The sequence below is a fragment of the Bradyrhizobium sp. 192 genome, assembly GCF_023100965.1.
In the GTDB taxonomy this organism is placed as follows: domain Bacteria; phylum Pseudomonadota; class Alphaproteobacteria; order Rhizobiales; family Xanthobacteraceae; genus Bradyrhizobium; species Bradyrhizobium symbiodeficiens.
The window spans coordinates 6,987,280-7,008,804 of sequence record NZ_CP064690.1; the positions used below are offsets into that span (position 1 = coordinate 6,987,280).

Genomic DNA, 21,525 nt, shown 5'->3' on the forward strand with positions numbered 1-21,525 from the left:
TAACTCGGCGTGCTCAATATGCGGTTTGAAGTCCTACCCGGATTACCGCCATACGCCCCCCCAGCCGTATCATTCACCGAGAACGGCCCTCGCGAGTGGCGCGAGGGCCAAGTTGTTCGCTTTTATCCATCGGATTCGGAGCCGTGGGTCGGTAATTTTCTTGGGGGATTGACCAGATTCAATTCGGTTCTGAATCATCCAAATGGAAGCGATGTAATCGTTATCGCGATGGGGGAAGCCGTTATCGTTGATCCCGAGACTCGCAGCTTGCGCGACCGTATTGGGTCTCAAATCGAGGAGATCTTTGTTCTCGAAGAAGAGAAGTTCGTTGTGTTTCGCAGCATAGTCGATTTCTGCGCGATCGCTGCAGACAATACGAAATGGAACAGTCCGCGAATTTCCTGGGACGGCTTTCGCAATCTCACGAGATGCGGGCTAGAACTATCTGGCGAGGCATGGACTCCGATCGAGGATGCCTGGGTTCCGTTTAAACTCGACCTCTCAAACGGGCAATGCCTCGACGCAATTTACCAAGCCGACACGAGCAGAGCGCGTGAAGTTGTCCCGAAATCTTGAGGAAGCTGCTAGTACGTGGGGTGGGTTAATGGCATGAACATCATTCGCCGCACGCTGGATATCGACGCCGACATCGATGCGCGGCTGCGCGAGATGGCCGACGAGCGCGGGCAGGGTCGCGGCCGTGCTCGCGGAAGCCGTCGCGCTGCTTGATTCCGTGGTCGATATCGCCGGCCCCGACATCGGTGAGAACCGCCGTCGGCTGGATGATTTCAAGAAGACTCGCGCAACCGTTCCGCTCGACGACGTGAAGAACTGGGTCGCGAGCTGGGGTTCAGCGAACGAGCTGCCGCGGCCGGCGGCGCGCAGGATCTGATGATCCTGCATTACTCCGTTGAACGCTCCACATACTCAATCCTCATCCTGAGGAGACCGCGAAGCGGTCGTCTCGAAGGTTGGCCGCGGGCGAGATGCGGGCCTGCATGGTTCGAGACGGCGCTACGCGCCTCCTCACCATGAGGGTCGAAGCCCGCGTAGCCCGGATGAGCGCAGCGACATCCGGGGCCGTTGTCGTCCCGCATATCGCTTCGCTCATGCGGGCTACGGCTGCGAATGACTGACGTGCGATCCCACCGCCTCCCCGACCAACTCCGCCCCCACCTCCGCCTCGTCTTCGTCGGCACCGCCGCCTCGACGCGCTCGGCCGAGCTCGGGCACTATTACGCCCATCCCGGCAACCGCTTCTGGCGCGCGATCCATGAGGCCGGGATCACGCCGCGGCGCTATCAGCCGGGCGAGTTCGCATCGCTGCTCGAACTCGGGATCGGCTTCACTGATTTGTCCAAGTCGGGCGCCGGGATGGATCACCAGATCGCGGCGGAGACGATCGACGTGCCGGCCTTCAGAGCGAAGATGGAGAAGTACCAGCCGCGAACGATTGCGTTCACGAGCAAGAAGGCGGCGAGCTTGTTTTACGGGCGGCCGTCTGCTGCGATTTCGCTGGGGCGACAGCCGCGCGATGAGAGCTTGCCGGAGATCTTCGTGCTGCCATCGCCATCGGGCGCGGCGTCCGGGCATTGGACGCTGGAGCCGTGGCGGGAGCTTGCTGCGTGGATCGCTGCACTCGACGCACAACGCCCACAGACCTCATCCTGAGGAGACCGCAAAGCGGTCGTCTCGAAGGATGGCCGCGGGCGAGATGCGGGCCTGCATGGTTCGAGACGGCGCTTCGCGCCTCCTCACCATGAGGGTCGAGCTTCGTAGGGTGGGCAAAGGCGCGTCAGCGCCGTGCCCACGATTTGTCCGTGAGTCCCGGCAGTGCGTGGGCACGGCGCGCGACGAGCGCGCCTTTGCCCACCCTACGGCACCGTCGGTCCTCACCCTGCATAGGCCTTGTCGAGGTCCGCAATCACGATCTTCCGCATCCCCATCATCGCCTGCATGACGCGGTTGGCCTTGGTCCTATCGTGGTCGCCGAGATAGCGGCCGAGCGCCGATGGCACTACCTGCCAGGACAGGCCGAACTTGTCCTTGAGCCAGCCGCAGCGGGACTCTTCACCGCCGTCCGCAATCAACCGGCTCCAGAAATAGTCGACTTCCGCCTGCGTCTCCACGCTGATGAAGAACGACACGGCCTCGTTGAAGCGGTATTGCGGCCCTCCGTTGAGCGCGTGGAAGCGCTGGCCCTCGAGCTCGAACACCGCCATGAAGTCGCTGACGGTCTCGACCTCAGCGTTGGGGAACACCGATTTGTAGAAGGCGACGGCCGCCGGCACGTTGTTGTCGAACCAGAGAAACGGCGTGATGGACGTCATGAACTCATTCCTTTTGCCTCGGGGCGGGACGCGCGACGTCCGCATCATCGCTCCAAGGACGTGCGGCGGAACGGTGTTCCGACACGGGCGCAGGATTTTTTACGGCGTCCGCTGTCGGAACCCGCGCCGGCCATCCGTCCTTCGAATGCGACACCTGATACCCCGGAGCCCCCCGATGATCCCCACCATCACCGCCTTCGAAAGCTCACCCGATCGCGGGCGCGGCCAGGCCCGCGACATGCGGGTGCGCTGGGCGCTCGAAGAGGTGGGGCAGCCTTACGATGTCCGCCTCGTCTCGTTCGCCGAGATGAAACAACCCGCCCATCTCGCCCTGCATCCATTCGGGCAGATTCCGACCTATGAGGACGGCGACCTCGCCTTGTTCGAGTCCGGCGCGATCGTGCTGCATCTCGCGGAGCGCCATGCCGGGCTGCTGCCTGACGAGGACAATGCCAGGAGCCGCGCGATCGCTTGGATGTTTGCCGCGCTGAGCACGCTGGAGCCGCCGATCGTCGAGCTCGGGATGGCCATGCTGTTCGAGCGCGACAAGAGCTGGTACGCGGAGCGCCTGCCGATGCTCAGGGATCGCGTCCGTATCAGGCTCGGCGAATTGTCCCGCCGCCTCGGCGGTGCCGACTGGCTCGACGGTGCATTCAGCGCCGGCGATCTGATGATGGTGACCGTGCTGCGCCGGCTGCACACATCGGGCCTGCTCGACGAATATCCTGACATCGCCGCCTATGTCGCCCGCGGCGAGGCGCGGCCGGCGTTCCGGCGGGCGTTCGATGCGCAGCTGGCGGTGTTCGCCGCGGCGTCGCGTTCGTAGGGGCACTCCCTCATTGCGTCCGCCACGGCTCCCCTGCATGCTGCCCCCAACGCAGAGGAGCGTCCCATGCTGACCCTCTACTCCTATCCCGAACTGTTCGGCGTCGCCGACAACAACGGCTACGGCCTCAAGGTCTACGCGTTCCTGAAGCTCGCCGGCGTGCCGTTCGTGCACGAGCACGTCTTCGATGCCTCAACCGCGCCGCGCGGGCAGCTGCCTTATATCGTCGACGACGGCGAGATCATCGGCGATAGCGAGACCATCATCGCGCATGCGATCGCGAAATATCGCCTGACCATCGATGCCGATTTATCCGCGGAGCAGCGCCGCACCAATCACTTCGTCACGCGCATGCTCGACGACCTCTATTGGGTGATGTCGTATTCGCGCTGGAAGGACGATCGCTTCTATCCGGCGTTCCGCGACGGCTTCATCGCGCAGCATCCGCAGATCGATGCGAAAGGATTCGAGAAGGCGAAGGCGTACAATTCACAGCGCTATCATTATCAGGGCATCGGCCGCTACACGCCCGATCAAGCCTACGCGCGAGGGCTCGCTGATTTGCAGGTGCTGGCCGAGATCGTACCGGCGACAGGCTTCGTGCACGGCGAGCGGTCCACCAGCGTCGATGCCGGCATCTACGGCTTCATCGCCAACATCTACTACTTTCCGATCCCGACCCCGCTGAAGGCCTTCGTCGACGCGCACGCAAATCTCGTCGCGCATTGCGAGCGGATTCACGCAGCGGTGAGTGGATCGTAGTCCGGGCTTCGTATCTCGTAGGGTGGGCAAAGCGAAGCGCGCCACCAACTGTTTCGTGTCGTACTGGCACCGATGGTGGGCACGGCGCTTGCGCGCCTTTGCCCACCCTACGCGACCTGCGCCTACCGCATCGTGATCGCAAGCCCGCTCAGATCCGCATTCGCCATCAGGCCGGTCTGGTAGCCCGACAGTTCGAGCACGGCGCCCTTCTGGTTGGAGAGCACGATGGCGCGGGCGCCGCGGCCGATCGCGAGGCCGGCTCCGGCGGCGCCATAGACGCCGGCAACGTCGGAGGGACGGTTGATGTTGGAGACGCGGCCGCGCAGCACGGTCTTGGAACCGCCGAACACCAGGCCGTAGTCGAGCCCGCCGGTCGACAGCGCATAGGAACGGCCGCGGAAGTTCAGCGTGCCCGAGCCGCCGGAGCCGCCGATGATCCAGCCCGCCTTGTAGATCGTCAGCACCACGGTGCCGCCGTCGGCCAGCGCCGAGGTCGAGAGGCCGGCCAGGGCGGCGATGGCGACCAGCGCGGCGCGACAAGTGGATGCGAACTTCATGGGTGTCTCCGGGGGCTATTTTTCAAGGGAGGATTCGAATCAGACGCAGCGAATGTACAGGATGGATCGGGGCGGCAACATGATGGGTGAGGCGCGTGGCGGGCAATCGCTCTCCCCGCGAGCCCCTCGCGGTCTGAGCAGGCGCCTCATCCCTCGAGACGACCGCTTGCAGCGGTCTCCTCAGGATGAGGCTAACTGGCACCGATCCCGCGGAAGCTGCCGCCGCATACTCCGCCCTCATCCTGAGGAGCCCGCCAAGCGGGCGTCTCGAAGGATGGCCGCAGAGACCTCGGTTCCCATATATGCGGCCATGCGTTGAGAGACGAACCATGCACCCCGACATGATGCAATCATGCCCCTGTATTGCCCGACGGAGCAACTCGAATTTTTTGCCGTTTCCGAATTCTAAAAACCCAATGATTTCCGCATGATCCCTACTGTGCATGGGGTTGTTTTCGCATTTTTTGGTTTGAGCCTCCCCCGCCTGCCGCTACGCTCATGGACCACGAGAACACTGTTCGAGGTGATCCCATGCCGATCCAGCATTTCGCGCCCCCGCCGCACGTCAAGGCGCCGCCGCTGTCGTTCGCGACGCGCGTCGGCGATCTCCTGTTCGTCTCGGGCATTCCCGGCTTCGACGCCAATGGCGCGCTGCCCGAGAGTTTCGAGGCGCAGTTCGCCAATGTCGTCGTCAACATCAAGCGCGTGCTGGACGAGGCCGGCGCCGGCATCCGCGACCTCGCCAAGGTCAACGTGCTCCTGACCCGCGCCGCCGACGTCGCCGCCATGAATGCGCTCTATGCGGGCGCCTTCGGCCCGCCGCCCTACCCGGCGCGCACCACCTGCGTGGTGCAGGCCCTGCCCGATCCGAAGATGCTGATCGAGATCGAGGCGGTGGCCTCGCTGGCGAAGTGAGCGGCCTTCGCGTGTGGCTTGCCGGGCACGCGGTCCAACCAAATGCCCGGGGAACAGCTGACATGTCCGTGAACGGCAGCTCCCCGGCTTGCAAAGGACCTGCTTTTACCGCACGAATTTCGAGATCCTACTTTCCCTCAAGGAGATATTTCATGCGTCGCGTTCTCGCCCTCTGTGCCGTTGCCGGCATCGCCACTTCCGTCTTTGCCGTGCCCGCGTCGGCGGCCGTCGGCTATTACGTGATCCGCTGGGACAACACCGGCATCTGCCAGGTCTGGAACGAAGACCTGAAGTACAAGCCGTTCCAGTTTGGCGCGTCGACCTACAAGGTCGTCAGCAAGCCGCTCCCGACCTTCCAGGCCGCGTCCGACGTCCAGATCAAGCTGCGCGCCGAGCGTCGCTGCACGCTCTGAGAGCTTTAGCAACGGACCGGATTTCGAGGGCGGGTCGCGCGAGCGGCCCGCCTTCTTCTTTTGCGGGACCGCGCGTTTTCCGGCCGAAATCAGCTATTTCCCGTCCGCGCGCTTTGAACCTGATCTGCACGCGGACCTACTCACATCTTGTCCGGCGCGCATCCCCAAGCGTCCGGCACCAAGCCCTCCCCGTGATTGCCGGGAGGCGCATCACACCATTCATTTGAGGAGCTGATCATGCGTCGTATTTCCGTGCTGTGCGCTGCCGCCGGCCTTGCCGTCACCGCCTTCGTCGCGGCGAGCCCTGCACAGGCCAGCTATCACCTGATCCGTTGGCAGGACACCGGCCTGTGCCAGATCTGGGACGAGAGCATCCCGACCACGCCGTGGCCGGCCGGCTATCATCGCGCCAGCGCCACCGTGCCGACCTTCATCGACGCACTCGCAGTGAAGGATGCCGCGTTGAAGAACGGCCATTGCAAGTGGTGAAATAATCTATCGGCGGACGAAGAGCGGGCAAGGACGCGGGCATGCGTCCTTGCCCGTTCGATTTAGTAGCCCGGATGAGCGAAGCGATATCCGGGATCCAGCCTATCCTTCCAGGCGGCCTTCCTCAGCACGTTCACCGAACCCATCCCTGCTTTCGCCGTTCTCGCCCGCCCAATCCTCCGGCAGCATCCCTTTCCGGACATAGAGGTGAAACGACGAATGCGGCCAATCGCAGACCCGCCGGACGTAACCATGTTTCACCGGGTTGAAGTGCGCGTAATCGATATGACGAGCGAAATCGCCTCCGTCGCGTATCGTGTGCTCCCAGTAGCGTCGTTGCCACAAGGCTAGCTCTCCATTGGAATGGCGGGTTATCTCGACACCGTCGCGAAGCAGCGCACTGCTGAAATGTCCCTTGATCCTGCGCCAACGTCCTGCAAAGTCAGCATCGTGAGGCGGGAGCGTCATAACGGCGTGCAGATGATCCGGGAGGATCACGATCGCATCCAGCTCGAACGGGCGTTCCCTCCGAGCGGTCCGAAAGGCATTGCGCAGGGCGTCGACATTTTCAACGAGCACGCTGGATCGTCGATCGACAAGCGTTACGGTAAAAAAGTAAGTGCCACCGGGAAGAAAGTTTCTGCGGTACAGAACCATTGGCGAGACCTGTCCCGGATGTCGCTTCGCTCATCCGGGCTACAGGATAGCACATCAGGTCTCACGCGTCCTTATGCGCGCCGGGATGGATCAGGAGGTCGCGTGCGGCGGCGAGGTCGATGAAGGCTTGCGCGCTGCCGCCGCGGTCGGGATGCATGCCCTTGGCGGCGCGGCGATAGGCCTGGTTGATGTCCTCGCAGGTGATCTGCACCGAAAGCGGCAGGCCGAGCACCTTGCGGGCGCGATCCTCGCTGGACAGTTGTTTCGGCGTGGCGTTGCGGCGGCCGAAGCGCGGCGCGGTCAGATCATGAACGACTTCGAGCACCACACCGAGACGGCGCTGGGCCGCCAGCGTGACGCCGTGATCGTCATTGTCGACTGCCTGGCGCAGCACCGGAAGCGCCTGCTCGGCGGCCTGGCGCAGCGTGGCATCCGGGCTCATCCGCGCGATCTCGGCCACGAGCCGCCCCGCCTCGGCCCAATCGGCCGAATGCGCCGACCGCAGGCGTTCGAGGGCAGGTTTCCAGGAGTCGAGCCGGGTGTCGAGCCGTTCCATCATGCGCGCAACGTTTAGCAATGAGGATCAGTATGCCAAGGCTGCCGTTTCCGACCCCTTAATTTCGAGTTAGCGTTTCATGAAACTTCGAAACGAAATCGGGAGGAATATGTCATGGCATTGCTCGCAAACCATATCGCCGTCGTCACCGGGGCCGGCTCCGGCATCGGCCGCGCCATCGCCGCCGGCTATGCCCGCGAGGGCGCGCAAATGGTGCTGCTCGACGTCAACGCCGACACCGTCGCGGAGGCCGCCGGGGAAATCCGCAAGGCGGGCGGCAGGGCCGAGAGTTTTGCGCTGGACGTGACCCGGCGCGAGGATTGCTTCGCGCTGGCCAAACAGGTCGCCGACAAGGTCGGGCAGGTCTCGATCCTCGTCAACAATGCCGGCATCACCCGCCGCAACGCCTTCACCGCGGAGACCGAGACGGTGGCGAAGGACTGGAACGACATCATCTCGCTCAACCTCAACGGCGTCTTCAACGTGACGCAGGCCTTCCTCGCACCCTTGCGCGCGAGCAAAGGCCGCATCGTCAATATCGGCTCGATCCAGTCCTTCGTGCATCTGCGCACGCCGAGCTCGGCGGCCTATACGACCTCGAAGCACGGCGTGCTCGGCTTCACCAAGGCGCTCGCGGCCGAGCTCGGCAAGGAAGGCGTGCGCGTCAACGCGATCGGGCCGGGCTTCATCGAGACCAACATCAACGCCAATGTGCGCGCGACAAATCCGGCACTGGTGCAGGCCTTCGTCGACCACACCCCGCTGGCGCGCACCGGCAAGCCCGAGGATATCGTGGGTCCCGCGATCTTCCTCGCTTCTGATCTGTCGGCCTATGTCACGGGAACGATCGTGATGGTGGACGGCGGCTACCGCACGGTGTGAGGGCCATCACTGAGCCGCCGCCAATCGCGGCGGCTTCGCGGCTTTCCCGAGGTCATCTGGTGCGATCGTCCGCGATTAACCTTTCGTTAACCAAACCCGCCCACCGTAGATCTACGGCTTGGGGGTCGTTTGTTCTCGATCCGCTTCCAACGATGGCAGCGGGCGTTGATCGGGGAGTATGTCGATGACCACTGTTCATGTCGCTGCGTCCGAACCGGGCGCACAATTCCTTGCCCCTCACCAGATCGTGCCGCTTCTGATCGGCGCCACCGTCGACGAGGTCGAGCGCGAGCTCGTGCTCCAGACGCTCGCGCGCTGCGACGGCAACCGCACCCGCGCCTCGCGCGTGCTCGGCCTGTCGGTGCGCACGCTGCGCAACAAGATCAGGATCTACGCGGCGTCCGGGATCGACGTGCCCGCCTATCAGGACTAGCGTCCGAGAATGCGCCGCTGAATCAGTCCGCCGGTGATGATCGCAAGCGCGATCATCGCGACGAAGGCGGCGATCATCTCGATGGCGCGGAGGAAGAAAGCCGTCATGACAGCCCATGACGGCTGCGGCTCCTCGGCGAATGCGACCGGCACGACGTCGGGCACCAGCTGGTGAGCGAGGCCAAGCGCTGCTGCAAGGACGACGGCGAACAGCCAGAAGATCTTCCACGCCGCGCGCATCGGTCGCTCCTGACAGGAGTTGTGGCCGTACGATCGATGACACGGCGGCGCATGCCGCCGATTGATGTTGATCAAGCGTGGCGAGCTGTCCGGGCGGAATTGCTGCTGTCGTCAAACGTCGCTAAGTAGCTTGCTTCCGGACAAGGGAGCAGCGGCGTGGCAGACGAACAGAAACGGCAGGGATCTCAGGGGCCGCGCGGACGGCAGGGCGAGCCGGGACGGCCGGGACCGCAGGGGCATCCGGGCCGCCGCGGACCCGATGGCGCGCGCGGCAAGCCGGGGCCGCAGGGCAAGCCGGGGCCGATCGGAAAGGCGGGACCTCAGGGCAAGCCCGGTCCTCAGGGCAAGCCCGGTCCGCAAGGCAAGCAGGGCGAGGTCGGTCCGCGCGGGGCCGCCGGCGCGCAGGGACCTGCCGGAGCACAAGGACCTGCCGGACCGCAGGGGCCGGCGGGACCACAAGGCCCGCGCGGCGAGGCGGGGCCGGCCGGTCAATTGCCCTCGATCGAACAGGTGCTGCCGTGGCTCGAGCAGCTGTTCGACGCCTGGGACGAGCGCCGCCGCCAGCGCGAGCGCGACGCCGCCGAACGCGAGGCACTGGAGGCCGCCGAGCGCGCCGCGCTGGAAGCCGCGGTGCGGGAGACCGACGAGGACATGGTCGACGACGAGAGCGACGACGCCGAAGGCGACGAGCACAGGAAGAAGAAGAAAAAGAAGAAACACGGCCACAAGGATTAGTGGTTTTCCCCCGTGCCCCGGACGCAGCGCAGCGCCGACGCGCGGCAACACGTCCGGGACACGCTGGAGCATCAAGACCTGTTGGTGGAATCGTCCTTGTGCGGCAGCATGCCCATGCGCTCGAACTGCCAGCGCATGGCGCGATACCAGAGATAGCCGACCGCTGCGCCGCACAAGGCCAGGATCACCACGTTCGCGCTCGAGAACGAGCCGCTCCACCACATCATCCACGCGGTCCATAGCAGCGTGAAGACGATGGCGCCTGCTTTCAAGGGAAGAAGGGGGCGGCTCATGGTCCTGCTCCGGGCTGTCAAAAACCCCGGCAGACATCATTGCAGCGCGTGGCGCCTCATTCCGTGAGCCAGATCACGGAACGTGAAGCCGCAGCCCTCTAGCCAAATCGCAACCGCGAGCGCTCCCTGGCCCTTTCCGCCTCGACCTCGCGGTCGCGCGCCGGCGCATGGGTGTGCAGCGAGGTCAGGAGATGTCGCGCGACCTGCGAGACCTCGGCCACTGCGCGCTCGAACGCCGCCTCGTTGGCCTGCGACGGCCTGTTGAAGCCGGACAGCTTTCGCACGAACTGGAGCGCGCTGGCGTGGATCTCGTCCTCCGTCGCCGGCGGCTCGAAGTTGAACAGCGTCTTGATGTTGCGGCACATGCAGGGGCCTCTTCCGGATGTTTCCTTGAAGACGATCGACGGAGCCGAAATCCTACATCCATCCGCGCAGTTCTGCTAAGTTCCGCCGCAACGCGGCCGCCGACCATGAGCCGCACTGGGGAGAGAAACATGAAGGCTTGCTACGCCGCATTGTCAGCTGTCGTCCTGACCTTTTCGACGCCGGTTTTCGCCGCCGATTATCCGGCACCCAGGCAAGGCGACTGGATCGCCAGGGACTTCAAGTTCCACACCGGCGAGACCATGCCGGAGCTGAAGCTGCATTACACCACGGTCGGCGAGCCCTCGGGCCAACCGGTGCTGGTGCTGCATGGCACCGGCGGCTCCGGCACCGGCATGCTGGGGCCGACATTCGGTGGCGAGATGTTCGGTCCGGGACAACCGCTCGATGCCGCCAAATATTACATCATCCTTCCTGATGGCATCGGCCACGGCAAATCGTCGAAGCCCTCTGACGGGATGAAGACGGGTTTCCCGAAATACGATTACGACGACATGGTCGAGGCGCAGTATCGCCTGGTGACGGAAGGCCTCGGCGTCAAGCATCTGCGGCTCGTGATCGGCAATTCGATGGGCGGCATGCACACCTGGCTGTGGGGCGAAAAATATCCGAGCGCGATGGACGCGCTGGTCCCGATGGCCTCGCAGCCGACCGAGATGGCCTCGCGCAACTGGATGATGCGGCGGATCATGCTCGACACCATCCGCAACGATCCCGACTACAATGGCGGCAATTACACCAGCCAGCCGCGCATGATGAAATACGCGGCCACCGCCTATGGCATCGCCAGCATCGGCGGCACGCTGGCCTATCAATCGCAGGCGCCGACCGCGGCCAAGGCCGACAAGATCGTCGATGACCGGCTGGCGACGCCGATCACGGCGGACGCCAACGACTTCGTCTACCAGTGGGAATCCTCGCACGACTACAATGCCGGCGAGAAGCTCGAAGCCATCGAAGCATCGCTGCTGCTGATCAATTCCGCCGACGACGAGCGCAACCCGCCCGAGACCGGCGTCACGGACGCAGCCATGAAGCGGGTCAAGAACGGCCGCCTCTATTTGATCCCGGCGAGTGCCGAGACGCGCGGCCACGGCACCACCGGCAATGCGAAATTCTACAGCGAGCAGGTCCGGCAATTGCTGGAGATCACGCCGCAGCGAACGATCGAATCGGCACGCCGCTGATTTTGCATCGCATCATGTGCGAAGCACCCACGCCGCATATTTTTTGAGCATGCAATGCTCTGATGGCTCGGGCTTAATCGGAGCCAGCGATGCGAGTCGACGCGCGGGTCAATCGCGCGCGATCGGCAAGACACGCGACGAGGAGTATCCCATGCGCAGGCTCGCACTGTGCGTCTGGCTGTCCGCAACGACGGCGCTGACCGGCGCCGCGTTCGCGTTCGACAACGGACAATATGATCACGTCCCGCCCGACATCCGCGCATGGTTCAAGAGCGTGATCGCGCCGAACGGTGTACCCTGCTGCGACGTCTCCGACGGTCATGGCACCGACTACGATGTGCGCGGCGGCGCCTATTGGGTGCCGATCGATGGGCAATGGATGGAGGTTCCCGAACGCGCCATCATCCGCGATCGCGGCAATCCCGTTGGCCAGGCCGTCGTGTGGTACGTCCACCACCGTGGCGCCATCATCATCAGCTGCTTCGTGCCGGCGGACGCAGTCTAGCGCGCACGATGGCGCCTTCGTTCCGCGCGTGCTAGTTTGAGGGATGGCGTCCGAACCCGACCGCAGGCGCGCGGTGATGCGCTTCGCTCTTGCCGCGCTCTACATCGCTGCCGGGTTTGCGCATCTGGCCGTCCCTGACAAGTTTCTCGCGATCGCGCCGACCTGGGTTCCGTTCCCGATAGAGGTCATTCTCGTCACCGGCATTTGTGAGATTGCGGGCTCGATCGCATTGCTGACGACGCCGCTGCGCTGGTGGGCAGGCGTGGCGCTCGCGCTCTATGCGCTTTGCGTTTGGCCGGCCAACATCAAGCACGCACTGGAGGGTATCGACGTTCCGCCCATCCCCAACAGCTGGCTTTACCATGGACCGCGCCTGGTGCTTCAGCCCGTGCTGATCTGGTGGGCACTCTACTGCGCCGACGTGATCGCATGGCCGTGGCGGCGACAAAGGGGATAGCGGGGCGGCCGGAGAATGATAGTCTCGGCACGTCAATCAAGGAGACCTTCGTGACTCAGCTTTGCCCCGAAGACCTCGCCACCATCTATGCCGAACCGAGCCCGCGCGTGATCGCGAAAGCGCGGCCCGCGATCGATGCGCACGCGAAGAAGTTCATCGAAATGTCGCCGTTCTGCGTGCTCGCGACATCGGGCGCGGACGGTAGCGTCGATGCCTCGCCACGCGGCGGCGGCATTGGCTTCGTCCACGTCGCCGGTCCCAACCAGTTGCTGATGCCGGACCGCTCCGGCAACAACCGGATCGACAGCTTTCGCAACGTTGTCGAAGGCTCGGGCTTCGTGCATCTGTTGTTCTTCGTGCCCGGGATTGACGAGACGCTACGTGTCGGCGGACGCGGCACGCTGTCGGCCGATCCGGATCTGCTCGCCGCAATGGTCGAATTCGGCAAGCCGCCGCGCGCGGTGCTCAACGTCGCCGTCAGCGAGGTCTATTTCCACTGCGGCAAGGCGCTGATGCGCTCGAAGTTATGGTCGCCCGAGAAAGTGCAGCGCTCGGTCATGCCCAGCATCGTCACTGTCGTTCACGAGCAGACCGGCCTCGGCGAGCCCGCGAGCCAGGAGGCCGTGGAAGAGATCTACAAAACGCAGTTGTAGGTGGTGCGTGGTCCCGCGCACGAACGTCATGCCCGGGCTTGTCCCGGGCATCCACGTCTTCGTTGTGCGGCAACACGTAGATGGCCGGGTCAAGCCCGGCCATGACGAATGGAGGGAGTGGGCCGGAGCTCAGTGCCCCTCGCCCTCGAGCCCGCCGACGTGCTTCTGGGTGTAGAGCTCAAGGCCGATGCGGCCGATCAGGTCGAGCTGGGTCTCGAGGAAGTCGATGTGGTGCTCCTCGTCGCTCATCAGCTTCTCGAACAGGTCACGCGTGACGTAGTCCTTGACGCCGTGGCAGTAGGTCGCCGCTTCCTGGTACAGCGCACGCGCGCTCATCTCGGCGGCGAGGTCGCACTCGATGATCTCCTTGACGTTCTGGCCGATGCGCAGGGGATCCAGCACCTGCATGTTCGGGAAGCCGTCGAGGAACAGGATGCGCGCGGTGAGCTTGTCGGCGTGCTCCATCTCCTCGATGGACTCCTTGCGCCAGACCTTGGCCATGTCGAGGAGGCCCCAATTGTCGAGGAAGCGGTAGTGCAGCCAGTACTGGTTGATCGCAGTCAGTTCGTGACGCAGTGACTTGTTGAGATAGTCGATGACTTTTGCGTCGCCCTGCATGGTTCACTCCAGCTCTTGCAGTCCAAATCGGCCCTGACCGAATTTAGAACGCTTCTAAGTCAGTTTACGAATGAGGGCAACTGGCTACACGGACGCAGCCGGGGGAAAGCTCAGCCATGGCTGGCGTAAGAATCAGCAGGCCGCGAGGGCGAACTGGGCGGGCTCGGCCGCCTCGTCGTTGGCGGCTACGGTGTGGTTATGCGGGCAGCCCGAGCAACAGGACTGGGCGCAGGGGCCGAGGGCTTCGTCGATGATGGTCTTGATCGTCCGCGCGCAGCGACCGCATTCGGCGCTGCAGCCGAGGCATCCATAGACCTGCTTGGCATGGCGCACGGCGTCGTCGGACTCGGCGACGGCGGCGCGGATGTCGTCATCGCTCAGCACGTTACAGGAACAAACGATCATGGAAGCGGCGGGCCCTTCGGTGATGCGCCATCATCGATATTTAACGGGCCGGCCGGATGCAAAAGGAAAAAGCGGTATTTGAAGCTATTCCAAACTGGCCCGGAAACAGCCTAGAACGGCTCTAAATTTCAGCATTGCGCTGGGTCAAGATTGGAGCGGATCTAATCGCCGCCGCCTCCGGAATCGCCGCCACCACCGCCACTATCGCTGCTGGAACAGCTGCCGCCGTCAGTCGAGCTGCCCGAACTGTCACTGGAAAACCAGCTTCCCAGCGAGAAGCCGTCATTGCTGCCCGATGAGGTGTCGCCGCTGCTGCTGCCATCGCCGCCCGCTCCCGCGCGGGAGCGCCGCTGGCCGCGATTCTGGAGATGGGTGATCAGGCCGTAGCCGATCGCGGACACGACCCCGGCAGCAATCAATGCATTGACCATCGCGTTGCCCATTGTCGTCTCCGCGGCCCGAGCCTGCGGTCCATATCGATTGGTCGCCCGCCACGAAGGTGCCGTTCATTGATCATTCAAACGAAGTATGGAACTCTGCCCCAAAGGTTCCCGCGTGCTCGTACGAAAGGTCCGGCCCATGAAGAAGTTGCTCCTGACGGTCGCCGCCGTCGCCTCCCTGGCCGTTGCTGCCGGAACACCCGCCCATGCCCAGCGTGGCGTCGCGGCGGGCGTGGCGGCCGGCATCATCGGCGGCGCCATTGTCGGCGGCGCGCTGGCCTCTCCGTATTATTACGGACCCGGCCCCGGCTATTACGAGCCCGGCTATTACCCGCCCCGCTACTACGCGCCGGGCCCGGGCTATGTCGCCGACGGCTATTACGGCGGCGGCTGCGTCTGGCAGAAGCAGCGCTTCTGGGACGGCTATGCCTGGCGCGTCCGCCGCGTCAGAGTCTGCGGCTGAGGCGACCTGAACCGGTCCATCGCGACCGCTTCGGCCGACCGGTTCACGGCGGATGCGCCGTTCATCTCCGGGCCTGAAAAAGACCGCTTTTTCTCGTCACAGCTCCGTGTGCGTTTACCGTGGGTTGACCAATTGCGCGCTTCCTAGCTGCACGGCCAATTCCACCAGCGTGTGTGTGAACCTTTGAAACCCGGGCGCCTCTAACAAGAGGAACCCATCTCCCAGGAGAGCCAAGAGCATGAAGAAGACTTTAGTTGCCGCCCTCACGGTCGCGACGGTCGCCGGTTCGCTGGTGTCCGCCACTCCGTCCGCGAAGGCGCATGACGGTATCGGCGCAGGTCTCGCTGCCGGCCTGATCGGCGGCGCCATCGTCGGCGGCGCCATCGCGTCGAGCCGGCCCGCCTATGGCGGCCCCGTTTACGTCGCCGAGCCCGGCCCGCCGCCCCCGCCCTGCTACTGGCAGCGTCAGCGTTATTGGGACGGTTACGGCTGGGTCGTTCGCCCGGTTCGCGTCTGCTACTGATCTGATCGCACCGGCGCTCGTGAGCGCCGCGATCGAAGCCCGGCCGAGCATCTCGGCCGGGCTTTTTCTTTGCTCCCGCGCTATCGCGCCGCCTGGATCGCGCGCAGCACCTCTTCGCTCGGCCAGCAGTCGACCTTGAGGCCCGCCGACTTCTGATAGGCGCCGAGCGCGGCGCGCGTCTGCATGCCGGCCTTGCCGTCGACCTTGTCCTTGTAGAGCCCGGCGCGCGTAAGCTCGCGCTGCATCGTCTCGACGTCCTTCGTGCGCAGCTGTTTCGAGGCCGCCCATGGCGTTGCAAACGGCAGCGGGCTCGTCATGCGGTCGGCCAGGTGCCCGACGAACAGCACATAGAGGTCGGAGAAATTGTATTCCTTGATGACGAAGTAGTTCTTCGTGGTCAGGAATGACGGGCCGTAGATGCCTTCCGGCTGCAGCAGCGAGGCCGGCTGCGCCTGTTCGGCGGCGCTCAGCTTCTGGCCGCGCACCGGCACGAAACCTTCGCGCAGCCACTGTCCGATCGGCTTCGTCACCTCGGGCACGCCGGCGGTGCAATCGACCTTGGCCGGCGCCTGCACCTCGTAGGCCCAGCGCACGCCGCTCTGCCAGCCCTTGTTGACGAGCTGCTGCGCGGCCGACGCCAGCGCATCCGGCACCGAATGCCAGATGTCGATGCGGCCATCACGATCGAAATCGACACCGTGCTTGTAATATTCGGATGGCAGGAACTGCGTGAGCCCTGTGGCACCCGCCCAGGACGAGCGCATGTCCTTGCGCGTCACCACGCCCTCACTGAGGATCTTCAGCGCGAGGATGAACTCGGTGCGGTATTGATCCTTGCGGCGCCCGACATAGGCCTGCGTCGCCAGCACGCGGACCAAATCGTAAGGCAGCGTGTAGCGGCCGTAATCGGTCTCGCGGCCCCAGATCGCGAGCATCACGGTCGCGGGCACGCCGGACTTGTTCTCGATCTCGCCCAGCGCGGCGCGATATTTCTGCAGCAGCCGCTGCCCCTCGCCGGCAAGCCGCGCGATCGAGGCTTCCTTGACGTAGTCGGCGGGCACTTGAACAAACTCGGCCTGCGACGGCGCACCTAGCGCGGGGCGGCCGGGCAGGATCAAATCGGGCAGCTTGAAATCCGGCTCGAGCCCGCGCGTCTGTTCGTCGAACGTCCTGCGCGAGACGCCTTCAGCCTGCGCCTCAGGCCAGAGCGAGGCGATGAACTGCGTGAAGGCGGCATCGGCCGCACGGGCGGACGACCAGCCGCAGGTGACCACGATCACCGCAGCGATGAGCGCCCGCCGCATCATGCCGCCGTCACCGCGTCAGCTTCTTGTACTTCACGCGGTGCGGAATGACGCTGTCCTGGCCGAGCCGGCGCATCTTGTCCTTCTCGTAGTCCTGGAAGTTGCCCTCGAACCATTCGACATGGCTGTCGCCCTCGAAGGCCAGGATGTGGGTCGCGATACGGTCGAGGAACCAGCGGTCATGGCTGATGATGACGGCGCAGCCGGCGAAATCCTCCAGCGCCTCTTCGAGCGCGCGCAGCGTGTCGACGTCGAGGTCGTTGGTCGGTTCGTCGAGCAGCAGAACGTTCGAACCCGACTTCAGCATCTTGGCGAGATGAACGCGGTTGCGTTCACCGCCCGAGAGCGCGCCGACCTTCTTCTGCTGGTCGGCGCCCTTGAAATTGAACGCCGAGCAATAGCCGCGCGAGTTCACTTCCTTCTTGCCGAGCAGGATCAGCTCGTTGCCGCCGGAAATCTCTTCCCACACGTTCTTGTTGCCATCGAGCGCGTCGCGCGACTGGTCGACATAGCCGAGATGGACGGTCTCGCCGACCGTGATGGTGCCTGAATCCGGCTGCTCCTGCTTGGTAATCATCTTGAACAGCGTGGTCTTGCCGGCGCCGTTCGGTCCGATCACGCCGACGATGCCGCCGGGTGGCAGCTTGAAGGTGAGATTGTCGATCAGGAGGCGATCGCCAAAACCTTTGCTGAGACCTTCGAAGTCGACCACGTTGGCGCCGAGCCGCTCGGCGACGGGAATGATGATCTGCGCGGTCTGGGTCTGCTTCTCGCTCGCCTGCTTGAGCAGATCCTCGTAGCGCTGGTAGCGCGCCTTGGACTTGGCCTGGCGTGCCTTCGGCGACGAGGCAACCCATTCCTGCTCGCGCGCGAGCGTCTTCTGGTGCGCGGCGTCCTCGCGGCCCTCCTGCTCCAGCCGCTTCTGCTTCTGCACTAGCCAGGACGAATAGTTGCCTTCGTAGGGAATGCCCTTGCCGCGGTCGAGCTCGAGAATCCAGCTCGTGACGTTGTCGAGGAAGTAGCGATCGTGGGTGACGATCAGGATCGCGCCGGGATAGTTGCGTAAGTGGCCTTCCAGCCACGACACGGATTCCGCATCGAGATGGTTGGTCGGTTCGTCGAGCAGCAACAGCTCTGGCTGGTCGAGCAGCAGCTTGCACAGCGCGACGCGGCGGCGCTCGCCGCCGGAGAGTTTCGTGACGTCGGCATCGTCGGGCGGGCAGCGCAGCGCGTCCATGGCCTGGTCGACCTTGCTGTCGAGATCCCAGAGGCCCTGGGCCTCGATCTCGTCCTGCAGCTTGGTCATCTCGTCGGCGGTTTCCTCGGAATAGTTCATCGCCAGCTCGTTGTAGCGATCGAGGATGGCCTTCTGCTTGGTGACGCCCAGCATGACGTTCTCGCGCGCGTTGAGTGCCGGATCGAGATGCGGCTCCTGCTCGAGATAGCCGACCCGGGCGCCTTGGGCGACCCAGGCCTCGCCGTTATACTCCTTGTCGAGGCCAGCCATGATCTTGAGCAGCGTCGACTTGCCCGAGCCGTTGACGCCGAGCACGCCGATCTTGGCGTCCGGGTAGAACGACAGGTGGATGTTATCGAGCACCTTGCGGGTCGGGTAGCTCTTGGTCAGGCCCTGCATGAAATAGATGAACTGGCGCGCCATGGGTCCCGTGACACCTTCAATTTGAGGAGATTTGCTGCCGCCGATGTAGCGATCCCGCCCCCAAAGGGCAATGTTTTCCGTCCGTTCACCACGGATGAATACGGAACGGACACCATCCGGACCAGATCCGGACAATTGAAACCATCTTTTAATCAATCAGGCCGAATGCTCGGTCTCGCGCGGCAACAGCGCCACCCGCTCAGAACAAGCGGGAGCACAGCGAGACAGCGTCATGGCTCTGATCGACACCCATTCACTCCCTGTTCCGGCCGAAGCCGGCAGCTCCTCTGCGCTCGGCTCGGAGATCAAGGGGTTCTTCAAGCGCTTCTTCGCCACCGCCTTCAATCCCTATCGGCCCGAACTGCACTACATGCGCGGCCCCGGCCCCGCCTGGCGCGCCAAGCACGGCATGAACGCGCCGTTCCGCCTGAAGCCCCGCGACCTCTGAACCATCTCCTGCTATCGGAGTTTTGAAGGCGCGAGCGGCTTGCGCGCCGTCCTGATTGCGCGCAACCATGGCCTGGTTTCGACGATGGCGCCCGCCCAGCGCCGTTCCCTCTTGCCATGGATGACCACCGATGAGCCGGCTGCGCTGTGCAATTCTCGACGACTATTTCAACCTCGCGCTCGACGTCGCTGACTGGCAGAAGCTGTCCGACCGCCTCGACGTCACCGTGTTCAGCCATCCCTTCGCCTCCGAGCAGGCCGCGGCCAGCGCGCTGGCCGATTTCGACATCATCTGCGCGATGCGTGAGCGGACGGCATTCCCGAAGAGCCTGTTCGAGAGCCTGCCGAAGCTGAAGCTGCTGCTCACGTCAGGGATGCGCAACGCCGCGATCGACATGGAAGCCGCGAAGGCGCGCGGCGTCACTGTTGCAGGCACGCAATATTCGCGCGATCCCACGGCGCCGCTCACCATGGGCCTGATCCTGGAGCTGACCCGCGGCATCGGCCGCGAGAACGCGCGCATGCATGCCGGCGAGCCCTGGCAGACCTTCGCCGGCGTCGAGATCGAGGGCATGACGCTCGGCATCGTCGGGCTCGGCAAGCTCGGCAGCAGGATGGCCGGGATCGCCAAGGCGTTCGGCATGAACGTGATCGCCTGGAGCCCGAACCTCACGCCGGAGAAATGCGCAGGCGTCGGCGTCGGATATGCCACCAAGGAGGAGCTGTTCGCCAAGTCCGACATCGTCACCATCCATGTGGTGCTGAGCGAGCGCTCGCGCGGGCTGGTCGGCGCTGCCGATCTGGCGCGGATGAAGCCGACGGCCTTTCTCGTCAACACCGCGCGCGGGCCGATCGTGGACGAGCAGGCGCTGCTGGAAGCGTTGCAGCAGCGCAGGATCGCGGGCGCCGGCATCGATGTGTTCGCAGTCGAGCCGCTGCCGGTCGACCATCCCTTCCGCAAGCTCGACAACCTCGTGCTGACGCCGCATCTCGGCTACGCCACCGAGGACGGACTGCGCATCCATTACGGCCAGATGGTCGAGGCCATCGACGCCTTCACAGGGGGCGGCGAGTTGCCGCGCAAGCTGGCCTGAATCGACGAAGGGCGCGCCGGTGGCACGCCCTTCGCAATCCTGAATTGTCGGTCGAAGCTTAGCGCACGGTGACCGGCGCGGGCAGCGGCGGCACCACGGTCGGCTGCGTGCCCGGGACCGGGCCGGCCTGCGCGGCCATCGGAGCGGGACCGGGAGCTGCGCCCGGCGCCGGCGCAGCGGAGGCGGTCGCCGTTCCCGGCGGCGGACCACCGGGCAGCACCACCACGCGGGTGCCGACCTTGACGCGATCGAACAGGTCCGAGACGTCCTCGTTCAGCATGCCGATGCAGCCGGACGAGACGAACTTGCCGATGGTCGAGGGCTGGTTGGTGCCGTGAATGCGGTAGACGGTCGAGCCGAGATACATCGCGCGGGCGCCGAGCGGATTGCCGGGGCCGCCGGCCATGAAGCGCGGCAGATAGGGCTGGCGCTCGATCATCTCGGTCGGCGGATGCCAGTCCGGCCACTCGGCCTTGCGGGTGATCTTTTGCACGCCGGTCCAGGTGAAGCCGTCGCGGCCGACGCGGACGCCGTAGCGGATCGCACGGCCGCCTCCGAGCACGTAATAGAGATAGGTGTTGGGCGTATCGACCACGAGGGTGCCGGCGGGCTCCTTGGTCTGGAACGAGACCTCCTGGCGGCGCAGGTTCGGCGGCAGCTGTGCCGGCGCAGCGTCGGGCTGCTCCTCGGGCGGCAACGAAGCGACCGTAATCGGCCGGCCATCGGCACCAACCGGCGGCTGCCCGGCCTGGACCGTTCCGGTCGCGGCGGGACCAGCCACGGCCTCCGGCGGACGCAAGCCGTCATCAGCAGGGGCCTGTCCCTGTTGGCCCGGACGATTGGCATAGATCACCGGCGGCGGACCGGCGGGGCGGCCGTAGCGGGGATCGTCGGGCGACATCACGGGACCCTGCGGCGGCGCGGCCGAATAGACCGGCGGAGCGCCAGCCGGACGGCCATAACGCGGGTCATCCGGCGACATCACCGGACCCTGCGACGGCGCGGCCGAGTAGATCGGGGGAGCGCCGACCGGGCGGCCATAGCGCGGATCGTCGGCCGGGCCGGGCGGCGGCAGCGAGGCCTGCGGCATCGCGTCGTCGTCATCTTCCAGCGCATCGAAATTCGGCGCACGATCGCCGGGCCGGTATTCGGCCGGGGCGCCGTAGCTCGGTGCCTGCTGGACCGGATAGCTCTGAGCCTGTGCGAGCGAGGTTCCCGCCGCAGCGACTGTTGCGGCAGCGCATATCGTCAGAAAATGTTTGATCATCATCGCTCTTGCAGTGTCCCCGGGCCCGTCA

The 21,525-nt window shown here is 64.8% G+C and carries 32 protein-coding genes; 19 read left to right on the top strand and 13 right to left on the bottom strand.

The window, feature by feature from the left end:
- The first annotated feature begins 18 nt into the window (after nucleotides 1–18).
- The 3 genes from IVB24_RS32705 (at nucleotide 19) to IVB24_RS32715 (ending at nucleotide 1,671) form a co-directional block, all read left to right on the top strand.
- Nucleotides 19–576 carry a hypothetical protein gene (locus tag IVB24_RS32705; RefSeq protein ID WP_247770482.1) on the top strand — a complete coding sequence of 186 codons (558 nt, stop codon included), beginning with the start codon at nucleotides 19–21 and terminating at the stop codon, nucleotides 574–576.
- Nucleotides 577–700: 124 nt separating this feature from the next.
- On the top strand, nucleotides 701–892 hold the full coding sequence (locus IVB24_RS32710; protein ID WP_247770483.1) for a hypothetical protein: 192 nt from the start codon (nucleotides 701–703) through the stop codon (nucleotides 890–892).
- 236 nt (nucleotides 893–1,128) lie between these two features.
- Nucleotides 1,129–1,671, top strand: a complete 543-nt coding sequence (locus tag IVB24_RS32715) for a mismatch-specific DNA-glycosylase (protein WP_247770484.1) — start codon at nucleotides 1,129–1,131, stop codon at nucleotides 1,669–1,671.
- Nucleotides 1,672–1,892: 221 nt separating this feature from the next.
- Here IVB24_RS32715 and IVB24_RS32720 read toward each other — a convergent pair whose 3' ends face one another.
- On the bottom strand, nucleotides 1,893–2,330 hold the full coding sequence (locus IVB24_RS32720) for a VOC family protein (protein ID WP_247770485.1): 438 nt from the start codon (nucleotides 2,328–2,330) through the stop codon (nucleotides 1,893–1,895).
- Nucleotides 2,331–2,505: 175 nt separating this feature from the next.
- On the opposite strand from IVB24_RS32720, the gene IVB24_RS32725 reads away from it, so the two are divergent.
- Together IVB24_RS32725 and IVB24_RS32730 are read left to right on the top strand one after the other, a co-directional pair.
- The gene (locus tag IVB24_RS32725; RefSeq protein ID WP_247770486.1) at nucleotides 2,506–3,156 is read left to right on the top strand and encodes a glutathione S-transferase family protein; all 651 of its coding nucleotides are present in this window, start codon (nucleotides 2,506–2,508) and stop codon (nucleotides 3,154–3,156) included.
- 66 nt (nucleotides 3,157–3,222) lie between these two features.
- Nucleotides 3,223–3,918 carry a glutathione S-transferase family protein gene (locus tag IVB24_RS32730; protein ID WP_247770487.1) on the top strand — a complete coding sequence of 232 codons (696 nt, stop codon included), beginning with the start codon at nucleotides 3,223–3,225 and terminating at the stop codon, nucleotides 3,916–3,918.
- A 122-nt stretch (nucleotides 3,919–4,040) separates the two neighbouring features.
- Here the strand turns inward: IVB24_RS32730 and IVB24_RS32735 are convergent, their stop codons facing one another.
- Nucleotides 4,041–4,475 carry a hypothetical protein gene (locus IVB24_RS32735; RefSeq protein WP_094977282.1) on the bottom strand — a complete coding sequence of 145 codons (435 nt, stop codon included), beginning with the start codon at nucleotides 4,473–4,475 and terminating at the stop codon, nucleotides 4,041–4,043.
- Between the two features lie 531 nt (nucleotides 4,476–5,006).
- Here IVB24_RS32735 and IVB24_RS32740 point away from each other — a divergent pair.
- From IVB24_RS32740 to IVB24_RS32750, 3 genes are all read left to right on the top strand, one after another.
- Nucleotides 5,007–5,390: a RidA family protein gene (locus IVB24_RS32740; RefSeq protein WP_094977281.1), complete on the top strand. Its 384-nt coding sequence runs from the start codon at nucleotides 5,007–5,009 to the stop codon at nucleotides 5,388–5,390.
- A 152-nt stretch (nucleotides 5,391–5,542) separates the two neighbouring features.
- Complete coding sequence (locus tag IVB24_RS32745; protein ID WP_094977280.1) at nucleotides 5,543–5,803, top strand: hypothetical protein; 261 nt, start codon at nucleotides 5,543–5,545, stop codon at nucleotides 5,801–5,803.
- Nucleotides 5,804–6,040: 237 nt separating this feature from the next.
- Nucleotides 6,041–6,292, top strand: a complete 252-nt coding sequence (locus IVB24_RS32750; RefSeq protein ID WP_166475960.1) for a hypothetical protein — start codon at nucleotides 6,041–6,043, stop codon at nucleotides 6,290–6,292.
- Nucleotides 6,293–6,394: 102 nt separating this feature from the next.
- Here the strand turns inward: IVB24_RS32750 and IVB24_RS32755 are convergent, their stop codons facing one another.
- Both IVB24_RS32755 and IVB24_RS32760 read right to left on the bottom strand, forming a co-directional pair.
- Entirely contained in the window at nucleotides 6,395–6,949 is a 555-nt protein-coding gene (locus IVB24_RS32755) for a transposase (RefSeq protein WP_247770488.1), read from the bottom strand.
- A gap of 61 nt (nucleotides 6,950–7,010) precedes the next feature.
- Nucleotides 7,011–7,508 carry a molecular chaperone DnaJ gene (locus IVB24_RS32760; RefSeq protein ID WP_094977278.1) on the bottom strand — a complete coding sequence of 166 codons (498 nt, stop codon included), beginning with the start codon at nucleotides 7,506–7,508 and terminating at the stop codon, nucleotides 7,011–7,013.
- Nucleotides 7,509–7,619: 111 nt separating this feature from the next.
- Here IVB24_RS32760 and IVB24_RS32765 point away from each other — a divergent pair, with 111 nt between their 5' ends.
- A complete protein-coding gene (locus IVB24_RS32765; protein ID WP_094977277.1) occupies nucleotides 7,620–8,387 on the top strand; it encodes an SDR family oxidoreductase in 768 nt (255 codons plus the stop codon).
- A gap of 184 nt (nucleotides 8,388–8,571) precedes the next feature.
- Nucleotides 8,572–8,820 carry a helix-turn-helix domain-containing protein gene (locus IVB24_RS32770; protein ID WP_094977837.1) on the top strand — a complete coding sequence of 83 codons (249 nt, stop codon included), beginning with the start codon at nucleotides 8,572–8,574 and terminating at the stop codon, nucleotides 8,818–8,820.
- Here IVB24_RS32770 and IVB24_RS32775 read toward each other — a convergent pair.
- On the bottom strand, nucleotides 8,817–9,059 hold the full coding sequence (locus tag IVB24_RS32775) for a hypothetical protein (protein WP_094977276.1): 243 nt from the start codon (nucleotides 9,057–9,059) through the stop codon (nucleotides 8,817–8,819). The two genes, IVB24_RS32770 and IVB24_RS32775, sit on opposite strands and share 4 nt — an antisense overlap.
- A gap of 156 nt (nucleotides 9,060–9,215) precedes the next feature.
- Between IVB24_RS32775 and IVB24_RS32780 the strand changes: the two genes are divergently transcribed.
- Complete coding sequence (locus IVB24_RS32780) at nucleotides 9,216–9,794, top strand: collagen-like protein (RefSeq protein WP_247770489.1); 579 nt, start codon at nucleotides 9,216–9,218, stop codon at nucleotides 9,792–9,794.
- A 71-nt stretch (nucleotides 9,795–9,865) separates the two neighbouring features.
- On the opposite strand, the gene IVB24_RS32785 is transcribed toward IVB24_RS32780, so the two are convergent.
- Nucleotides 9,866–10,087, bottom strand: a complete 222-nt coding sequence (locus IVB24_RS32785) for a hypothetical protein (protein WP_094977274.1) — start codon at nucleotides 10,085–10,087, stop codon at nucleotides 9,866–9,868.
- 98 nt (nucleotides 10,088–10,185) lie between these two features.
- On the bottom strand, nucleotides 10,186–10,452 hold the full coding sequence (locus tag IVB24_RS32790) for a DUF2277 domain-containing protein (protein ID WP_247770490.1): 267 nt from the start codon (nucleotides 10,450–10,452) through the stop codon (nucleotides 10,186–10,188).
- 129 nt (nucleotides 10,453–10,581) lie between these two features.
- Here IVB24_RS32790 and IVB24_RS32795 point away from each other — a divergent pair, with 129 nt between their 5' ends.
- The 4 genes from IVB24_RS32795 (at nucleotide 10,582) to IVB24_RS32810 (ending at nucleotide 13,273) form a co-directional block, all read left to right on the top strand.
- Entirely contained in the window at nucleotides 10,582–11,658 is a 1,077-nt protein-coding gene (locus IVB24_RS32795) for an alpha/beta fold hydrolase (RefSeq protein ID WP_247770491.1), read from the top strand.
- Nucleotides 11,659–11,809: 151 nt separating this feature from the next.
- Nucleotides 11,810–12,163, top strand: coding sequence for a hypothetical protein (locus IVB24_RS32800; RefSeq protein ID WP_247770492.1), 354 nt, complete (start codon nucleotides 11,810–11,812; stop codon nucleotides 12,161–12,163).
- 43 nt (nucleotides 12,164–12,206) lie between these two features.
- Nucleotides 12,207–12,620, top strand: a complete 414-nt coding sequence (locus tag IVB24_RS32805) for a DoxX family protein (protein ID WP_247770493.1) — start codon at nucleotides 12,207–12,209, stop codon at nucleotides 12,618–12,620.
- 50 nt (nucleotides 12,621–12,670) lie between these two features.
- Complete coding sequence (locus IVB24_RS32810; RefSeq protein WP_247770494.1) at nucleotides 12,671–13,273, top strand: MSMEG_1061 family FMN-dependent PPOX-type flavoprotein; 603 nt, start codon at nucleotides 12,671–12,673, stop codon at nucleotides 13,271–13,273.
- Between the two features lie 129 nt (nucleotides 13,274–13,402).
- Here the strand turns inward: IVB24_RS32810 and bfr are convergent, their stop codons facing one another.
- The 3 genes from bfr to IVB24_RS32825 form a co-directional block, all read right to left on the bottom strand.
- Nucleotides 13,403–13,891, bottom strand: coding sequence for a bacterioferritin (bfr, locus tag IVB24_RS32815; protein WP_027529403.1), 489 nt, complete (start codon nucleotides 13,889–13,891; stop codon nucleotides 13,403–13,405).
- Nucleotides 13,892–14,023: 132 nt separating this feature from the next.
- Nucleotides 14,024–14,296 (bottom strand): (2Fe-2S)-binding protein, encoded by a 273-nt coding sequence (locus tag IVB24_RS32820; RefSeq protein WP_094893810.1) that lies wholly within the window; start codon nucleotides 14,294–14,296, stop codon nucleotides 14,024–14,026.
- 161 nt (nucleotides 14,297–14,457) lie between these two features.
- Nucleotides 14,458–14,739 (bottom strand): hypothetical protein, encoded by a 282-nt coding sequence (locus tag IVB24_RS32825; protein ID WP_247770495.1) that lies wholly within the window; start codon nucleotides 14,737–14,739, stop codon nucleotides 14,458–14,460.
- A gap of 136 nt (nucleotides 14,740–14,875) precedes the next feature.
- Here IVB24_RS32825 and IVB24_RS32830 point away from each other — a divergent pair, with 136 nt between their 5' ends.
- Both IVB24_RS32830 and IVB24_RS32835 read left to right on the top strand, forming a co-directional pair.
- Complete coding sequence (locus IVB24_RS32830) at nucleotides 14,876–15,199, top strand: hypothetical protein (RefSeq protein WP_162308707.1); 324 nt, start codon at nucleotides 14,876–14,878, stop codon at nucleotides 15,197–15,199.
- 238 nt (nucleotides 15,200–15,437) lie between these two features.
- Nucleotides 15,438–15,722 (top strand): hypothetical protein, encoded by a 285-nt coding sequence (locus IVB24_RS32835; RefSeq protein ID WP_247770496.1) that lies wholly within the window; start codon nucleotides 15,438–15,440, stop codon nucleotides 15,720–15,722.
- Between the two features lie 80 nt (nucleotides 15,723–15,802).
- On the opposite strand, the gene IVB24_RS32840 is transcribed toward IVB24_RS32835, so the two are convergent.
- Nucleotides 15,803–17,029 carry a lytic murein transglycosylase gene (locus IVB24_RS32840; protein WP_247770497.1) on the bottom strand — a complete coding sequence of 409 codons (1,227 nt, stop codon included), beginning with the start codon at nucleotides 17,027–17,029 and terminating at the stop codon, nucleotides 15,803–15,805.
- A 7-nt stretch (nucleotides 17,030–17,036) separates the two neighbouring features.
- Nucleotides 17,037–18,686, bottom strand: coding sequence for an energy-dependent translational throttle protein EttA (gene ettA / locus IVB24_RS32845; protein WP_247770498.1), 1,650 nt, complete (start codon nucleotides 18,684–18,686; stop codon nucleotides 17,037–17,039).
- Nucleotides 18,687–18,918: 232 nt separating this feature from the next.
- On the opposite strand from ettA, the gene IVB24_RS32850 reads away from it, so the two are divergent.
- Nucleotides 18,919–19,134 carry a hypothetical protein gene (locus IVB24_RS32850; RefSeq protein WP_094977266.1) on the top strand — a complete coding sequence of 72 codons (216 nt, stop codon included), beginning with the start codon at nucleotides 18,919–18,921 and terminating at the stop codon, nucleotides 19,132–19,134.
- Nucleotides 19,135–19,264: 130 nt separating this feature from the next.
- Nucleotides 19,265–20,227, top strand: a complete 963-nt coding sequence (locus IVB24_RS32855) for a D-2-hydroxyacid dehydrogenase family protein (RefSeq protein ID WP_247770499.1) — start codon at nucleotides 19,265–19,267, stop codon at nucleotides 20,225–20,227.
- 58 nt (nucleotides 20,228–20,285) lie between these two features.
- Here IVB24_RS32855 and IVB24_RS32860 read toward each other — a convergent pair whose 3' ends face one another.
- Nucleotides 20,286–21,494, bottom strand: a complete 1,209-nt coding sequence (locus IVB24_RS32860; protein ID WP_166477180.1) for a L,D-transpeptidase — start codon at nucleotides 21,492–21,494, stop codon at nucleotides 20,286–20,288.
- Nucleotides 21,495–21,525 lie beyond the last annotated feature (31 nt).

What these genes read in the sequence shown, in the direction of transcription:
- IVB24_RS32860 (WP_166477180.1), bottom strand. Translation starts at nt 21,494, where the DNA reads ATGATCAAACATTTTCTGACGATATGCGCTGCCGCAACAGTCGCTGCG.
- IVB24_RS32735 (WP_094977282.1), bottom strand. Translation starts at nt 4,475, where the DNA reads ATGAAGTTCGCATCCACTTGTCGCGCCGCGCTGGTCGCCATCGCCGCC.
- IVB24_RS32835 (WP_247770496.1), top strand. Translation starts at nt 15,438, where the DNA reads ATGAAGAAGACTTTAGTTGCCGCCCTCACGGTCGCGACGGTCGCCGGT.
- IVB24_RS32755 (WP_247770488.1), bottom strand. Translation starts at nt 6,949, where the DNA reads ATGGTTCTGTACCGCAGAAACTTTCTTCCCGGTGGCACTTACTTTTTT.
- IVB24_RS32750 (WP_166475960.1), top strand. Translation starts at nt 6,041, where the DNA reads ATGCGTCGTATTTCCGTGCTGTGCGCTGCCGCCGGCCTTGCCGTCACC.
- ettA (WP_247770498.1), bottom strand. Translation starts at nt 18,686, where the DNA reads ATGGCGCGCCAGTTCATCTATTTCATGCAGGGCCTGACCAAGAGCTAC.
- IVB24_RS32830 (WP_162308707.1), top strand. Translation starts at nt 14,876, where the DNA reads ATGAAGAAGTTGCTCCTGACGGTCGCCGCCGTCGCCTCCCTGGCCGTT.
- IVB24_RS32825 (WP_247770495.1), bottom strand. Translation starts at nt 14,739, where the DNA reads ATGGGCAACGCGATGGTCAATGCATTGATTGCTGCCGGGGTCGTGTCC.
- IVB24_RS32720 (WP_247770485.1), bottom strand. Translation starts at nt 2,330, where the DNA reads ATGACGTCCATCACGCCGTTTCTCTGGTTCGACAACAACGTGCCGGCG.
- IVB24_RS32705 (WP_247770482.1), top strand. Translation starts at nt 19, where the DNA reads ATGCGGTTTGAAGTCCTACCCGGATTACCGCCATACGCCCCCCCAGCC.
- IVB24_RS32715 (WP_247770484.1), top strand. Translation starts at nt 1,129, where the DNA reads ATGACTGACGTGCGATCCCACCGCCTCCCCGACCAACTCCGCCCCCAC.
- IVB24_RS32740 (WP_094977281.1), top strand. Translation starts at nt 5,007, where the DNA reads ATGCCGATCCAGCATTTCGCGCCCCCGCCGCACGTCAAGGCGCCGCCG.
- IVB24_RS32785 (WP_094977274.1), bottom strand. Translation starts at nt 10,087, where the DNA reads ATGAGCCGCCCCCTTCTTCCCTTGAAAGCAGGCGCCATCGTCTTCACG.
- IVB24_RS32800 (WP_247770492.1), top strand. Translation starts at nt 11,810, where the DNA reads ATGCGCAGGCTCGCACTGTGCGTCTGGCTGTCCGCAACGACGGCGCTG.
- IVB24_RS32840 (WP_247770497.1), bottom strand. Translation starts at nt 17,029, where the DNA reads ATGATGCGGCGGGCGCTCATCGCTGCGGTGATCGTGGTCACCTGCGGC.
- IVB24_RS32805 (WP_247770493.1), top strand. Translation starts at nt 12,207, where the DNA reads ATGGCGTCCGAACCCGACCGCAGGCGCGCGGTGATGCGCTTCGCTCTT.
- IVB24_RS32775 (WP_094977276.1), bottom strand. Translation starts at nt 9,059, where the DNA reads ATGCGCGCGGCGTGGAAGATCTTCTGGCTGTTCGCCGTCGTCCTTGCA.
- IVB24_RS32820 (WP_094893810.1), bottom strand. Translation starts at nt 14,296, where the DNA reads ATGATCGTTTGTTCCTGTAACGTGCTGAGCGATGACGACATCCGCGCC.
- IVB24_RS32765 (WP_094977277.1), top strand. Translation starts at nt 7,620, where the DNA reads ATGGCATTGCTCGCAAACCATATCGCCGTCGTCACCGGGGCCGGCTCC.
- IVB24_RS32730 (WP_247770487.1), top strand. Translation starts at nt 3,223, where the DNA reads ATGCTGACCCTCTACTCCTATCCCGAACTGTTCGGCGTCGCCGACAAC.
- IVB24_RS32725 (WP_247770486.1), top strand. Translation starts at nt 2,506, where the DNA reads ATGATCCCCACCATCACCGCCTTCGAAAGCTCACCCGATCGCGGGCGC.
- IVB24_RS32855 (WP_247770499.1), top strand. Translation starts at nt 19,265, where the DNA reads ATGAGCCGGCTGCGCTGTGCAATTCTCGACGACTATTTCAACCTCGCG.
- IVB24_RS32760 (WP_094977278.1), bottom strand. Translation starts at nt 7,508, where the DNA reads ATGATGGAACGGCTCGACACCCGGCTCGACTCCTGGAAACCTGCCCTC.
- IVB24_RS32850 (WP_094977266.1), top strand. Translation starts at nt 18,919, where the DNA reads ATGGCTCTGATCGACACCCATTCACTCCCTGTTCCGGCCGAAGCCGGC.
- IVB24_RS32770 (WP_094977837.1), top strand. Translation starts at nt 8,572, where the DNA reads ATGACCACTGTTCATGTCGCTGCGTCCGAACCGGGCGCACAATTCCTT.
- IVB24_RS32795 (WP_247770491.1), top strand. Translation starts at nt 10,582, where the DNA reads ATGAAGGCTTGCTACGCCGCATTGTCAGCTGTCGTCCTGACCTTTTCG.
- IVB24_RS32790 (WP_247770490.1), bottom strand. Translation starts at nt 10,452, where the DNA reads ATGTGCCGCAACATCAAGACGCTGTTCAACTTCGAGCCGCCGGCGACG.
- bfr (WP_027529403.1), bottom strand. Translation starts at nt 13,891, where the DNA reads ATGCAGGGCGACGCAAAAGTCATCGACTATCTCAACAAGTCACTGCGT.
- IVB24_RS32745 (WP_094977280.1), top strand. Translation starts at nt 5,543, where the DNA reads ATGCGTCGCGTTCTCGCCCTCTGTGCCGTTGCCGGCATCGCCACTTCC.